Origin of the sequence: Kitasatospora sp. NPDC096140 (genome assembly GCF_040303045.1) — a bacterium.
Lineage (GTDB): Bacteria > Actinomycetota > Actinomycetes > Streptomycetales > Streptomycetaceae > Kitasatospora.
In genome coordinates, this window is the sequence record NZ_JBEOUW010000040.1 from 1 (window position 1) to 13,301 (window position 13,301).

At 75.4% G+C, this 13,301-nt stretch carries 11 protein-coding genes; 5 read left to right on the forward strand and 6 right to left on the reverse strand.

The genetic code is table 11. The annotated features are described in order from the left end of the window. A partial coding sequence (locus ABT048_RS31920) for a type III PLP-dependent enzyme domain-containing protein (RefSeq protein ID WP_502894100.1) occupies positions 1-686 on the forward strand: 686 nt, incomplete at its 5' end. After that, on the forward strand, positions 683-1,240 hold the full coding sequence (locus ABT048_RS31925; protein ID WP_350525044.1) for a GNAT family N-acetyltransferase: 558 nt from the start codon (positions 683-685) through the stop codon (positions 1,238-1,240). The genes ABT048_RS31920 and ABT048_RS31925, both read left to right, overlap by 4 nt. Positions 1,241-1,344: 104 nt before the next feature. Here ABT048_RS31925 and ABT048_RS31930 read toward each other — a convergent pair whose 3' ends face one another. Continuing rightward, positions 1,345-2,685, reverse strand: a complete 1,341-nt coding sequence (locus tag ABT048_RS31930; protein WP_350525045.1) for a type I glutamate--ammonia ligase — start codon at positions 2,683-2,685, stop codon at positions 1,345-1,347. A 274-nt stretch (positions 2,686-2,959) separates the two neighbouring features. Here ABT048_RS31930 and ABT048_RS31935 point away from each other — a divergent pair, with 274 nt between their 5' ends. Then, a complete protein-coding gene (locus ABT048_RS31935; RefSeq protein ID WP_350525046.1) occupies positions 2,960-4,042 on the forward strand; it encodes an alpha/beta fold hydrolase in 1,083 nt (360 codons plus the stop codon). Here the strand turns inward: ABT048_RS31935 and ABT048_RS31940 are convergent. From ABT048_RS31940 to ABT048_RS31960, 5 genes are read right to left on the reverse strand one after another with little or no spacing between them, the layout of a single operon-like run. Continuing rightward, a complete protein-coding gene (locus ABT048_RS31940) occupies positions 4,032-5,330 on the reverse strand; it encodes an NAD(P)/FAD-dependent oxidoreductase (protein WP_350525047.1) in 1,299 nt (432 codons plus the stop codon). The genes ABT048_RS31935 and ABT048_RS31940 overlap by 11 nt on opposite strands. Continuing rightward, positions 5,327-6,118 (reverse strand): ABC transporter ATP-binding protein, encoded by a 792-nt coding sequence (locus ABT048_RS31945; protein ID WP_350525048.1) that lies wholly within the window; start codon positions 6,116-6,118, stop codon positions 5,327-5,329. The genes ABT048_RS31940 and ABT048_RS31945 overlap by 4 nt, the downstream gene beginning before the upstream one ends. Then, positions 6,115-7,965: a dipeptide/oligopeptide/nickel ABC transporter permease/ATP-binding protein gene (locus tag ABT048_RS31950; protein ID WP_350525049.1), complete on the reverse strand. Its 1,851-nt coding sequence runs from the start codon at positions 7,963-7,965 to the stop codon at positions 6,115-6,117. Before ABT048_RS31950 ends, ABT048_RS31945 begins: the two co-directional genes overlap by 4 nt. A gap of 1 nt (position 7,966) precedes the next feature. Next, positions 7,967-8,956, reverse strand: coding sequence for an ABC transporter permease (locus ABT048_RS31955; protein WP_350525050.1), 990 nt, complete (start codon positions 8,954-8,956; stop codon positions 7,967-7,969). Beyond that, the gene (locus ABT048_RS31960) at positions 8,953-10,536 is read right to left on the reverse strand and encodes an ABC transporter substrate-binding protein (protein WP_350525051.1); all 1,584 of its coding nucleotides are present in this window, start codon (positions 10,534-10,536) and stop codon (positions 8,953-8,955) included. The genes ABT048_RS31955 and ABT048_RS31960 overlap by 4 nt, the downstream gene beginning before the upstream one ends. A gap of 210 nt (positions 10,537-10,746) precedes the next feature. On the opposite strand from ABT048_RS31960, the gene ABT048_RS31965 reads away from it, so the two are divergent. Further along, positions 10,747-12,456, forward strand: coding sequence for a DUF885 domain-containing protein (locus ABT048_RS31965; RefSeq protein WP_350525052.1), 1,710 nt, complete (start codon positions 10,747-10,749; stop codon positions 12,454-12,456). Between the two features lie 297 nt (positions 12,457-12,753). Continuing rightward, positions 12,754-13,125, forward strand: coding sequence for a DUF5132 domain-containing protein (locus ABT048_RS31970; protein ID WP_350525053.1), 372 nt, complete (start codon positions 12,754-12,756; stop codon positions 13,123-13,125). The last annotated feature ends 176 nt before the right edge of the window (positions 13,126-13,301 follow it).

Genomic DNA, 13,301 nt, shown 5'->3' on the forward strand with positions numbered 1-13,301 from the left:
CCGGCCTGTCCGTCCACGTCGGCTCCCAGCAGATGACCGCCGAAGCCTGGAGCGCCGCCCTGGACTCCCTCGCCGCCGTCCTGGAAGCCCTCAACCGGCGCGGCATCACCCCCCGGCGCATCAACCTCGGCGGCGGACTACCCGCCCTCGGCGTCCTCGACCGCCACGGCAACCCCCTCGACCCCCCACTCGACAAGATGTTCACCGTCATCCGCGAAGGCACCGACCGGCTGCGCGCCGTCAACGCCGGACCACTGGAGTTCCTCGTCGAACCCGGACGCCACCTGGTCGCCGACCACGGCGCCATCCGCGCCCACGTCGCCCGCCTCACCACCCGCCACCGCCTCGACGGCACCCGCGAGGACTGGCTCTACCTCAGCTGCGGCAAGTTCAACGGCCTCTACGAGATGGACCAGCTCCAGTACCGCCTGGAGTTCCCCGGCCACCCCGGCGGCCAGTTCGTCAACGCCGTCGTCGCCGGCCCCACCTGCGACAGCGACGACGCCTACACCCGCGACGGCGCCCCCGTCCGCGTCCCCCACGCCGTCGCCTCCGGCGACCCCGTCTGGATCCACTCCTGCGGCGCCTACGCCACCGCCTACACCACCCAGGGCTTCAACGGCTTCACCCCCCTACCCCACACCAGCATCGGCGGCGCCCGGACCCCGAACGGAGACCCCGCATGACCGACCCCCGGATCCGACTCCTGCGCGCCGACGACTGGGACACCGTCGTCGCACTCGAAGAACACGCCTACGCCACCAGCGGCCTGTCCGAAGGCCGCGACGCACTCCAGTCCCGACACCGCACCTCACCCTCCACCTGCTTCGTCCTCGACCACGCAGGCCACGTCGGCGGCTACCTCCTCGCCCTGCCCTACCCCCTCCACCACTGCCCCGACCTCCACCACACCGAAAACACCACCAGCGCCGAACAGCCACCCACCACCAACATGCACGCCCACGACCTCGTCATCGCCGAAAACCTCCGCGGCCACGGCCACGCCCACCGCATGCTGCGCCACCTGGAGGCCACCGCCAGGGCGGCCGGCTACCGGACCCTCTCACTGGTCGCCGTCCGCGGCTCGCACGTCCTGTGGACTCCACTGGGCTACCGCGCCCGGCCCGAGACCGACCTGCCCGCAAGCTACGGCGACGAGGCCGTCTACATGACGATGCCGCTGGAGTCTGCCGTTGCCGTCCCGACCCCCGGGCCCTCGCCCAGGGCCGAGGTGGGCTGAGGCGGACGCACGGCGGCCTGCCGGGCTCAGCGATGCGCGAAGGCGATGAGCCGGTCCTCGACCGGCTCATCGCCCGGGAAACGACGGTGCGGAACCGGCGCTCGTCAGTAGCGCCAGCGGACGGCCTCGATGACGTCGGCGTCCGTGTGCATCGCGAACGCCTCCGCCTCCGCGCGCCGGACGGCCAGCACGGTCTCGTAGAGCTCCGGGCCGAGCGCCTGTCGCAGCAGTGCGGACTTCTCGTACGCGTCGATCGCCTCCGGCAGGCTCGCCGGGAGGCGCTCGGCGTCGGCGAGGACGGCGGGGTCGCGCAGGGTCTCGGGCGGGAGGGGAAGGCCGGCGTCGAGGCCGGCGAGTCCGGCGGCCAGCACACCGCCGACCGTCAGGTACGGGTTGGCGGCGGCGTCGAAGCACTTGAGTTCGGCGTTGGCCTGCCGGGCGGCGGAGCCGGCGATCAGGCGCAGCGCCGCCTCACGGTTCTCCAGGCCCCAGCAGCGGTAGGCCCCGGCGAAGTGGCAGGGCACCAGCCGCAGGTAGGAGGCGACGCCGGGCGCGCCGAGGGCGAGCAGGGCGGGCAGCTCGGCCAGCACGCCCGCGAGGAAGTGCTCCGCCTCGGGGTGCAGCCCGTGGCGGCCGGGGCCGCCGTGCGCGAGGTTCCGGCCCTCGCGCCAGAGGCTGAGATGCAGGTGGCCGCCGTTGCCGACCGAGCCCTCGGTGAAGACGGGGGCGTACGAGACCCGCAGGCCGTGCCGGGCGGAGACGGCCCGGATGGTGTGGCGCACCAGCATCGTGGTGTCGGCCGCCTCGACCGGCCCCTCGGCGGCGACGGAGACCTCGAACTGCCCGGCGGCGTACTCGGGGTGGATCTGGAGGACGGCCAGTCCCTGGGCGGTGAGGGCCCGCAGCACCTCGCGCAGGTAGTCGGAGTGCTCGATGAAGCGGGTCATCCCGTACGCGGGCGCGACCGTGGCGGGTGCCCCGGCGGCGTCGGCCACCACCCACTCGATCTCGATCCCGGCCCGGACCGCGAGCCCGCGCTGCTCGACGGCCTCGGTGACCCGGCGGGCGAAGTGGCGCTGGCAGCCGGGGTGCGGGGTGCCGTCCTGGGTGTAGCGGTCGGCCGGGGCCCAGGCCCAGCCGGGCTGGGCGGCGAGCGGGGTGAGCCGGTCGAGGTCGGGGACGAGCCGCAGGTCGCCCACCGGGCCGGTGCTCGAAGGCGCGGTGGTGAAGGTGTCGTCCACCAGGGCGACGTCGAAGCACGGCACGGCGCCGACGCCGTACTCGGCGGCGTGTTCGAGCTGGGCGAGCGGGACGGACTTCACCCGGGTGAGCCCGGCGTTGTCGACCCAGCCGAACACCACCCCGTCGATTCCGTCGGCGGCGAGCTGGGCTTCGGCCGCCCGGGCCTGGGCGGCCCGCTCGGCTGGGGTGTTCGTGGTGGTCATGCGGGCCATGCTGGCGTTCGCGGCGGCCGGTGGGCGAGCTGTCGGCCGGGATTTCACCCGTCCGTGGAAGGTCGGGCCGGCGGGGTGACACGGCACCCGGGGGCGTTGCGGTGACCCCGGGCCGCCGGTCGGGTGCGGGGCGGTCGATTCCGGCGGTTCCGGTCGATTCCGCGGGACGGTTCCGGACGATTCCGTGGGGCGGTCCGGCGTCGGGCCTGGTGGATGGGGGAATGACTCTGGCAGAGATCGGTTTTCGAGCCCTTGCGGAGGACCGATGCGCCGGGACGGACGGGTCACGGACTCCTTGCTCGCGTTACTGAGCCGGGACTGGCTGGGTGTGCCGGTCGCGGTGCTGGTGGTGGCGGTGGGTGGCGTTCTGCTCGGTGTGGGGTCGGCGTGGGCGGTGGTGCTCGGCGGCCTGGTGACGGCCGCCGGTGTGCTGCTGGCGGTGGGAGCCGTGCGGCACCTGGTACTGGTGGCCCGGGAGGCGCGGGCGAATCCGCCGCCGGGGCGGCTGGTCGACGTGGGCGGTCACCGGATGCACCTCCTCGCCGAGGGGGAGGCCGCGGGCGGGCCGACGGTGGTCTGGGTGCCCGGCGGGCACGCCCCCGGTGCGGACTTCCGGGAGCTGCACACGATGCTGTCGGCCCGGGCCCGCTCGGTGCTGGTCGACCGCCTCGGAACGGGCTGGAGCGATGTCGGGCCGTTCCCGCGGACGACGGCGGGCGAGGCGGAGGAGTTGGTGGCGGCGCTGCAGGGGGCGGGGGAACGGCCGCCGTTCGTGTTCGTCGGCCATTCCTTCGGCGGCTTGCTGGTCGCGAACGTGGCCAGGCGCCGGCCGGAGCTGGTGGCCGGGCTCGTCCTGCTGGATCCGACACCGCTGGAGGTCATCGCCTTCGCGCCGCCGAGCCGGCAGCTCGCCGGGATGCGTCGCGGCTTCGTGCGGGCGGCGGTGCGGCAGCTGTTCGGCGCCCACCGCAGTCCCGAGGGCCGGGCCGGGCAGGGCTGCGCCGCCGCGTCGGTCTTCGCCGAGCTGTCGGCGTCCGGGCTGGCGCGGGTGGGCTGGGACACCGTGGTGTACGACGGGGACCTCGGGGACCTGCCGCTGGTGCTGGTGATACCCCGGGACCTCATCGGCGGCGAGGCGGTGCTGGCCGGGGCCCGGGACGCGGTCGAGGCCGAGCGGATCCGCCGCTTCTACCTCCGGAGCCGGACGCGGTACCTGGCGGCGTCGACGGCGTCACGGCTGGTGCACACCCCGGCGGGGACGGGACACGACTTCCCGCACGAGGCGCCCGGGTTCGTGGTCGACGTGGTCGCGGGCCTGGTGCAGGAGCTGCGGGTGGTCAGCCCATGACGGTCCGCGCCGGGTCCGCCCGGGGCGGGCGCCGGCGGGAGAAGGCGCCCAGGTCCACGACGTTGCCGGTGTGCTCGCAGCGGTACCGGAGCGGGTCGCCGTCGTGGTCGTGGCCGGCTTCGACCGAGTCGATCAGGGCGGCGAGGAAGCGGCCCACCAGCGGGGCGTTCTTGAACTGGTTGCCGCTGGTGCCCATGGCGACGTAGTAGCCGTCGAGGGCGGTGCGGTCGTAGATCGGCGTCCAGTCGTCGGCGACGTCGTACACCCCCGCGACCCCGAGCGGCCGGTTGGGGACGCCGATCGCGGGGAGGCGCCGGGCGGCCCGGGTCACCTGGGTGCGGAAGCGGCGGGCGGTGGGGCGGGGGTCGGCCGCGTCCGGGTCGTCGATCCACTCGTGCGGGTCGCAGTCCGGTTCCGTCCCGCCGACCAGGAGGTGTCCGCCCGGGGCCGACCGCAGGTAGGTGCCGAGGTCGAGGTCGGCGACGACCGGCACGGCGGTGTGGCCGGTGGGCAGGGGGACCTGGTGGACCTCCTCACGCAGGGGCCGTACGCGGATCGTGAAGTCGTGGCCGACGCCGGCCAGCCGGTTGAGGCCGCCCGACCAGGGGCCGGCGGCGTTGACCACGACCGGCGCGGCGATCCGCGTGCCGTCGGCGAGCCGGACGCCCGCCACCCGGTCCGCGTGCCGGTCGACGGCCGTCACGGTGTGGTGGAACAGGAAGCGCGCGCCCCGTTCGGCTGCCGCGTCGGCGAGGTTCCGGGCGGCGAGCTGCGGGTCGTCGACGAACCCGGCGTCCGGGGTGAACAGGGCGCCGAGTTCGCCGGCCGGCCCGTCGAAGAAGGCGTCGTCCTCCACCGGCTTCGGCGGCCAGTACCGGCCGGGGTCGATCCCCGGGAGGCGTTCGCGCAGGGTCGGGGTGTCCCATCGCTCGTACGGGACGCCGACGCGGTCGAACAGGGCGGCCACCTCGGCCGGCGCGGCGCCGGGGGAGTCGAGCACGACGGCGCCGGTGCGGTGGAAGGCGGCGAGCGGGTGGCGGTGGGTGAGCCGGAGGTGGTCGGGCCAGGACGTCCAGAGGTGCCGGGCCTCCCAGGCCGTGGCGACGCCGTCGAAGGTGGAGTAGTTGAAGCGGATGATCGCACTGGAGGCGCTGGTGGAGCCGTGCCCGGCGGCGCCCGCCTTGTCCACGACGACCACCCGGCGTCCGGCGCGGGCGAGTTCGAGGGCGACGGCCGCGCCGATCACGCCGGCTCCGACGACCACCGCGTCCGGGTGCCTGGGGGTCATGGGAGCCTCTCCTCGGGTGGGGGCGTGCGCAGGCTCGGTACGGCGGCGAGCAGTTCCCGGGTGTACGGGTGCTGCGGGGCGCGCAGGACGGCCGCGGTGGGGGCGGTCTCCACGATCCGGCCGTGCCGCATGACGGCCACCGCGTCGGAGACGTGGCAGACCGCCGGCAGGTTGTGGCCGATGAACAGCATGGACAGGCCGAGCCGCCGCTGGAGGTCGCGGATGGTGTTGAGCACGGCGGCCTGCACCGAGACGTCGAGCGCGGAGGTGATCTCGTCGGCGATCAGCAGGCCGGGTTCGACGGCCAGGGCGCGGGCGACGGCGACCCGCTGGCGCTGGCCGCCGGACAGCTGCCGGGGCAGGCGGTCCGCGAACCGGGGGTCCAGGCCGACGAGTTCGAGCAGGGCGGGGACGCGCTCGGCACGGGCCCGCCGGTCGAGCCGGCGGAACGCGGTGGCCGCTTCGAGCAGGGTCCGGCGGACGGTCATCCGGGGGTCCAGCGCGGTGTCCGGGTCCTGGAGGACGATCTGGACCAGCCGGCCGAGGCGGCGGCGGTCGCCGATCGTACGGACCCGGACCTCCCGGTCGTCCAGCAGGATCCGGCCCCCGTGCACGGGGGTCAGCCCGACGATCGCGCGGGCCAGGCTCGACTTCCCCGAGCCGGACTCGCCCACCAGGCCGAGCGAGGTGCCCGGCGGGATCTCCAGCGAGACCCCGTCGACGGCGGCGACCGGGCCGCGCGGTCCGCGGTGGCGGACGGTGAGGTCGCAGACCCGGAGTTCGGTCATGACACCACCACCTCCGCCGCCACCGGGTACCAGCAGGCCACCCGGTGGACCGCGTCGAGGTCCCCCAGCGGCGGGGCCTGCTCGGCGCAGTGGTCCCGGCGGCGCGGGCAGCGGGGCTCGAACGCGCAGCCCGGCGCGGTGGCGAGCGGGTCGGGTGGCGCGCCCTCGACCGTCGGCAGCGGCCGGTCGCGGTCGGCGGTGAGGTCCGGCACCGAGGCGACCAGTGCGCGGGTGTACGGGTGCCGGGTGCCGTCGGCGAGGCGGTCGGCGGGCAGGGACTCGACGACGCTGCCCGCGTACATCACCAGGACGCGGTCGCAGAAGCCGCCGACCAGCGCGATGTCATGGCTGATGAACAGGATCGCGGTGGCGGTGTCCCGCCGGAGGTCGCCGAGCAGGCGGGTGATCTGCCGCTGCACGGTGACGTCGAGCGCGGTGGTCGGCTCGTCGGCGATGACGAGGGCCGGCCGCACCATCAGCCCGGCGGCGATCATCACGCGCTGGCGCTGGCCGCCGGAGAGCTGGTGCGGGCGCGAGCGCAGCAGCGCGGGGGGAAGGGCCACCCGGCGCAGCGCCTCGGCGGCCTCGGCCTCGGCCCGGGCGCGGCTCGCGCCGCGGTGGGCCCGGACGGCTTCGGTGAGCTGGGTGGAGATCCGCAGGGACGGGTTGAGCGCGGAGGCCGGGTTCTGGAAGACCGTCGCCAGGGCGGTCGCGAGGTGCCGGTCGCGCTGTTTCGGGGTCATGGTGGCGAGGTCGGCGCCGAGCAGGCGCAGGGTCCGCCGGGTGACCCGGGCCCGTTCGGGGAGCAGGTCGGCGACGGCGAGTGCGGTCAGCGACTTGCCGGAGCCCGACTCGCCGACGAGCCCGACGATCTCGCCCGGGCGCAGGGCGAGGCTCACACCGCGCACCGGCCGGATCGTGCCGTCCGGGGTGGGGAGTTCGACGCTGAGGTCCTCGACCTGGAGCACCAGGCCCTCCTCGGCCGGCCCGCTCGGGGCGGGCGGTGGCGCGGGGGTCCGGGGTGCCGGATCGCGCCCGGCGACGCGACGGGCCAGGACCTCGCCGAGCAGCTGGAAGGTCAGGGCCGCGTAGAGGACGGCCAGGCCGGGGGCGAGCGCGGGCAGCGGGTCGGCGTAGATGCGGTCGAGGCCCTGGTTGAGCAGCTGCCCCCAGTCGTAGTCGGGCGGCTGGACGCCCAGACCGAGGAAGCTCAGCCCGGAGAGCGCGACCAGGGCCGTGCCCGCGGCCGTGGTGGCGGCCAGCAGCAGCGGCTCGGCGATGTTGGGCAGGACGTGCCGCCACAGCAGCCGGTGCCGGCGCAGGCCGAGGACCCGGGCCGCGGCCAGGTGGTCGGTGCCGGCCACGGCGGCGGCGAGGGTCTGGGAGAGCCGGGCGAAGCCGGGGACGCCGGCGACGGCGAGCGCGAGCACCGCCCCGCCGGCGCCCGCGCCGAACACCACCGCGAGGAACATCGCGACCAGCAGCGCGGGGAAGGCGAGCAGCAGGGTGATCAGGCCGGCGAGCAGCCGGCGGGCGCGCGGGCCGACCACGGCGGTGGCCGCGCCGAGCAGGACGCCGCCGGTGGCGCCGAGCACCGTGGCGGCGAGGGCCGGCAGCAGGGAGGGCCGGGTGGCGGTCAGGACCCGGGCGAGCACGTCCCGGCCGAGGTTGTCGGTGCCGAACGGGTGGGCCGCGGACGGGCCCTGGAGCACCGCGAAGGGGTCGGGGCGGTCGGCCGCGGTGCCCCACACGAGCGGTGCGGCCACGGCGAGGACGAGCAGCGACGTCAGCATGACCGCCGAGATCCAGGCCATCGGCGAGCGGGGGTGCCTGGTGGGACGGGGCATCTCAGCTCTCCCGGATCGTCGAACGAGGGTCCAGCACGGCCAGCAGCACGTCGACCAGGAGGCCGGAGAGCAGCACGGCGGTGCCCAGGACCAGCACCATCGCCTGGATCACCGGGTAGTCCTGGGCCACCACGGACTGGGCCATCGCCGATCCGATGCCCGGCCAGGCGAACACCTTCTCGACCAGGACGGTACCGGCGATCATGCCGGGCAGCAGGCTCCCGGCGACGGTGAGCGCGGCGGTGGCCGTGTTGGGCGCGGCGTGCCGCAGGTAGCGGCGGGCGGGGGACAGCCGCTTGCTCCGGGCGGTGCGCAGGTAGTCCTCGCCCAGCACCTTCAGCGCCTCGACCCGGACGATGCGCAGCAGGACGGCCGTCGGCGCGAGGGAGAGCGCCAGGACCGGCAGGACGAGGGACTCGGCTCCCGCCGTGCCGGCCACCGGCAGCAGTCGCAGGCCGACGGCCAGCAGCGCGGTGAGTCCGGCGGCCAGCACGAAGTCCGGCACTCCGGCCAGGCCGGCGGTGACCACGGTGAACGTCAGCTCGCTGCGCGGGTGGCGGCCGTCCCGGGTGCGGACGGCGGCGAGCAGTCCGCCGGGCAGGGCGACGGCGAGGGTGACCAGGAAGGCCAGGGCGGCGATCTCCAGGGTGGCCGGCAGCCGGGTGCGGACCAGCTCCGCGACCGGGGTGCCGGTGACCAGGGAGGTCCCGAGGTCCCCGTGCAGCAGGCCGTCGAGGTAGTGCCGGTACTGGTCGAGGAAGGGCACGTCGAGGCCCAGTTCGTGCCGGCGGGCGGCGACCAGGTCGGGGGCGGCGTCGACGCCGAGGGCGGCGCGGACCGGGTCGCCCGGGACGAGGCGGACCATCGCGAAGGACGCGGTGAGCACGACGGCGAGGGAGAGCAGCAGCCGGGCGGCGCGGCGGCCGAGGAACGCCGTCCACGGGTGTCGCAGCAGGTCGGGCAGGGACAACACGGTGGGCCCCCGGGTCATCGGTGGAGGCGGATGCTGGTGGGGACGAGCCGGCCGCCGAAGGTGGTGGCGAAGGTGGTGCGGTAGCCGTACACGGTGCTCCGGCCGTCCGCGATCGGCAGGGCGGCGGCCGAGCGGAAGAGCGCGGCGGCGGCCCGGTTCCAGGTGCCGCAGCCCTCGGTGTCCGGTTCCCGGAGGGCCTGGGAGACCAGGGCGTCGTACTCGGGGTCGGCGACCCCGGCGAAGTTCAGGCCCTGGGCGGGGGTGGGGCCGGAGAAGAACGGGACGAAGCCGACCGGCAGGGTGAAGCCCGGGGTGCTGCCGACCACGACGTCGAAGTCGCCGGTCCGGTACATGGCGTTGACGAGGGCGGGCAGGCTCTCGGTGACCAGTTCGACGTCCGCGCCGAGCGCCGTCCAGGTCCGGGCCATCAGTTCGGCGGCGGGCGGCAGGGTCGGGCCGAGGTCCGGGCTGGTGATCAGGCGCAGCCTCAGCGGCCGGCCGTCCTTGCCGAGCGGGCCGTCGCCGGTGCGGGTCCAGCCGGCGGCGCGCAGGGCCGCGGGGGCGTCCTGCCCGGGCAGGTTGGCGGTGGCGAGGTCGGCGTGGCAGACGGCGCCCACGGCGCCGAAGTCGCGGGCCGGGTGGCCGGTGCCGCCGACGGCGACGTTGGCGAGCCCCTGGCGGTCGAGGGCGGACACCAGGGCGCGGCGCAGCGCCGGGTCGGCGAGGGGGCGGCCGGGGCGCTGGTTGAAGAAGGTCAGCCCGACCACCGTCGCCACGTCCTCGGCGGCCAGGCCGTGCCCGGTGAGCCGGGCGCGGTCGGGCCCGGTGACGTTCGCGATGTCGAGGCCTCCGGTGAGCAGCAGGTTCGCGGTGGTGGAGGCCTGGGGCACCACGGACAGGACGATCCGGGCCGGCAGGCCGGGTGCGGCGGTGGTCGCCCCGCCGGGGCCCCAGGTGTAGCCCTCGCGGACGGTGAACTCGTAGGGCCCGCCGGGGGAGTAGCGGGTGAGCACGTACGGGCCGGTGCCCTGGGTGGTGCGCTCCAGCGTCTCGGGCCGGTCGAGGCCGGCGGGGCAGACGATCGGCAGCAGCCCGAGAGTGCGGGTCAGGAACGGGAAGGGCGCGGCGGTGGTGACCGACACCGTGCCGGCCCGGTCGTCGGCGTCCGCGGTGAACGGGACGTTCGGCAGGACGGTCCGGGCGCCGGCCAGCCGGCGGGCCGGGTCGCCCGCGTACGTCAGCGCCCGGACCACGGCGGAGGCGGTGAGCGGGGTGCCGTCGGAGCAGGTGACGCCCGGGCGGAGGGTGAAGGTGGCCGCGGTGGTGGTGGCCTGCCAGGAGGAGGCGAGTCCGGAAACGACGGTGCCGTCGGGGGCGACGTCGACCAGCGAGTCGTAGGCGTAGCGGGCCTGACCGGCGCCGAAGGTGGAGTACGGGTCGAAGCTCGGCGTCTCGCTGGACTCGGCGATCCGGACGGTCCCGTGGTCGACGAGCGGGGTGCTCGTCGAGGACCGGGCGGCGCCTCCGCAGCCGGCCAGCGCGACGGCCGCGGCGGTGAGGGCGGCCGCCGGCGCGACCGGCGGAGTGCGTCGGGGCATGGCGGCCATGGTGCCACCGGGTCCTCGCCGTGACGGTTCAACTGACCGGCGCCGCAGTCATGTTCGAACGCCCGGAGCCGCCTGTCGGCCCGGCCGGGAGCCGTGGGCGGCGGCCGGGGAGGGGATCGTGATTCACCCTTTCGAGGGGTGTCACGTCCGTGCGTCCCGGAGCGGGGGCGCTCGGCGGCCGGCCGTCGCCAGGATGGCCGCATGAGCACGAGTGCGAACGAACCGGGCCGGGAGGTCCACCGACTGACGGACCGCTACTGGGGCTTCCTGTCGGAGCGCGATCCGCTGCTGAGGGTCCGCCAGGGACTCCCGGTCGAGACGCTGCCCAGGGCCTCCCCGGCCGAGGCGGATGAGCGGGCGCGGTTCGCCGAGGAGGTGCTGGGCCGGGTGCGGGCGCTCGACGGCGCGGGGCTGTCCGGTGCCGACGCCGACACCGCCGCGTTCCTGGCGGGGCTGGCCGATCAGGAGCTGCGCACCCACCGCAGCTACTGGCTGACGTCCGCGGCCACGCCCTACCGGCTGTTCCCGCTGTCGCTGTACGTCGACGCGGTGCTGCGCCCGCTGTCCTTCGCCCAGCCGTCGGACGTCGAGCGATACGTGGGGCTGGTGCGGGAGCTGGCCGGGGTGGTCGGCTCGATCGGCGACAAGGTGGCGGGTCAGGCGGCGCGCGGCTTCCGGGTGCCCGCCCCGGCGCTGGCCGGAGCGCGCGCCACCCTCGCCGGGCTGCGGACGTCGGTGGCGGGCCGGGTGGAGGTGGCCGAGGACCGGCTCGACGGGCTGGGGCCGGCCGGGCGCGGGCGCCTCCGGGACGGCGTACGGCGGCTGGTCGAGGACGAGTTGACGCCGGGCTTCGACCGGCTGCTCGCCCTCCTCGACGAACCGGCCCACCTGGGCGCGGCGCCGCGGGCCGTCGGCTGGGCGCACTACCGGGACGGCGAGGCGGCGTACCGGGACTTCGCCCGGATCCACAGCGGGGGCGACACCGCGCCCGAGCGGCTGCACGAACTCGGCCGCGAGCAGTGCCGGGAACTCGCCGAGCGGATGCGGGAGGTCCGCGCGACGCTGGGTTTCCACGGCTCGGAGGCCGAGTTCCACGAGCGGCTGCGGACCGAGCCCCGGCTGTACGCCCGGACGCCGGAGGAGGTCGAGGCGCGCTACCGGGGCCACCTCGACCGGCTGGCCCCGGTGCTGCCGCGCCTGTTCGCCACCGTGCCGCGGGCGCCGTACGGGCTGGCCCGGCTGGATCCGGCGCTGGAGCCGGGGATGACCTTCGGCTACTACGAGGCTCCGACGGCGGCCGAGCCGGTCGGGCGCTACCGCTACAACGGCTCCGACCTGGAGCACAGGTCCCTGCTGGGCTCGGCCTCGCTGATCCTCCACGAGCTGGCTCCGGGCCACCACTTCCACCTCGCCCGGCAGGCCGAGGACCGCTCGCTGCCGCAACTGCGGCGCGAGGCGGCGGAGTTCGGTGCCTTCAACGAGGGCTGGGCCGAGTACGCGGCGGGCCTCGGCTGGGAGGCGGGTCTCTATGCGGACCCGTGGGACGCCTACGGGCGCCTGGCGCAGGAGCGGTTCACCGCCCAGCGACTCGTCGTCGACACCGGGCTCAACCTCGGGACGATGGGCCTGGAGCAGGCGCGGGAGTTCATGCGCGCCAACTGCACCGAGGCGGACGGCCAGATCACCTCCGACCTGCTGCGCTACTCGACCGACCTGCCCGGTCAGGCGCTCTCCTACCGGGCGGGCTTCCTGGAGTTCGGCGGGCTCCGGGCGCGGGCCGAGGCGGAGCTGGGGGCCGGGTTCGACGTGCGGGCCTTCCACGAGGCGGTACTGGGAGGCGGGGCGTTGCCGTTCCCGGGACTGCGGCGGAGGGTGGCGCGTGAACTGGGCCTTCCACGTGACTTCGAATGAATATGAAAAGCGGGTCAATGCATTCTTGTCCTGCAGGGCGCGCCGCCATTCAGGGTGCGGGTGCAAGCCATGAACACTCACAAGAGTGAACCGGCGGAGCCCGCTTGGCTCCGGCGGACATGGTTCGACTACGGTGGCCACGAGATCGGGCGGCGCATGCCGGTGTCCGGAATACCGATTCGGTAGGTGAATCCCGGATTCCGAGGTGGAATGCTTCCGTCCACCCGGCTGTGCGCTGCTCCGTGTCCGCAGTGCCCGGGTCCCAGTCATACCTGTGTGTGGAGAGGATGGAGCATCATGCCGCCCGTAGTACCGCCCTTCCTGATCGGCCTCGTGGTCGCGCCCCTGGCCAAGCGTCTGCTCAAGCCGCTGGTGCGAGGAGTCGTCAAGACGTCCGTCGGCATCGCGATGGAGGTGAAGAAGGCCGCGCACGAGGCCGGGGAGAACATCCACGACCTCGCGGCCGAGGTGGCCGCCGACATGATGGCGGCCCAGATCGCCGCCGGTGAGGCCGGACCCCGGCCGGCCGACGGCCAGCGCACCACCGCCGAGGGCGCCGCCCCGAGCAACGCGAAGGACGAGGCCACCGAGCGGGCCCGCCGGGCCGCGGAGGAGGACCCCAGGGCCCCCAAGATCCGCGCGACCGCGGGCGCCGGCAAGACGCACTGACGGCCCGTCCGCAACCCGGCCCGCCGCCGGGCTCGCATTCCGATCGATTGCGAAGGAATGCGCCCCGGCGGCGGGCGACTGCAGGCCCGCCGGCCGCAGCGCATTCGCTTCCCGACATTCCCAATCCGTCGTGTGATCCGTCGTGCCCGAGACGATTTTCCGCGACCTCCGCAAAC

Bases quoted from the DNA above. Each gene is read 5' to 3' on its own strand.
- ABT048_RS31970 (WP_350525053.1), top strand. From the start codon at position 12,754: ATGCCGCCCGTAGTACCGCCCTTCCTGATCGGCCTCGTGGTCGCGCCC.
- ABT048_RS31945 (WP_350525048.1), bottom strand. From the start codon at position 6,118: ATGACCGAACTCCGGGTCTGCGACCTCACCGTCCGCCACCGCGGACCG.
- ABT048_RS31925 (WP_350525044.1), top strand. From the start codon at position 683: ATGACCGACCCCCGGATCCGACTCCTGCGCGCCGACGACTGGGACACC.
- ABT048_RS31930 (WP_350525045.1), bottom strand. From the start codon at position 2,685: ATGACCACCACGAACACCCCAGCCGAGCGGGCCGCCCAGGCCCGGGCG.
- ABT048_RS31940 (WP_350525047.1), bottom strand. From the start codon at position 5,330: ATGACCCCCAGGCACCCGGACGCGGTGGTCGTCGGAGCCGGCGTGATC.
- ABT048_RS31965 (WP_350525052.1), top strand. From the start codon at position 10,747: ATGAGCACGAGTGCGAACGAACCGGGCCGGGAGGTCCACCGACTGACG.
- ABT048_RS31935 (WP_350525046.1), top strand. From the start codon at position 2,960: ATGCGCCGGGACGGACGGGTCACGGACTCCTTGCTCGCGTTACTGAGC.
- ABT048_RS31950 (WP_350525049.1), bottom strand. From the start codon at position 7,965: ATGCCCCGTCCCACCAGGCACCCCCGCTCGCCGATGGCCTGGATCTCG.
- ABT048_RS31960 (WP_350525051.1), bottom strand. From the start codon at position 10,536: ATGCCCCGACGCACTCCGCCGGTCGCGCCGGCGGCCGCCCTCACCGCC.
- ABT048_RS31955 (WP_350525050.1), bottom strand. From the start codon at position 8,956: ATGACCCGGGGGCCCACCGTGTTGTCCCTGCCCGACCTGCTGCGACAC.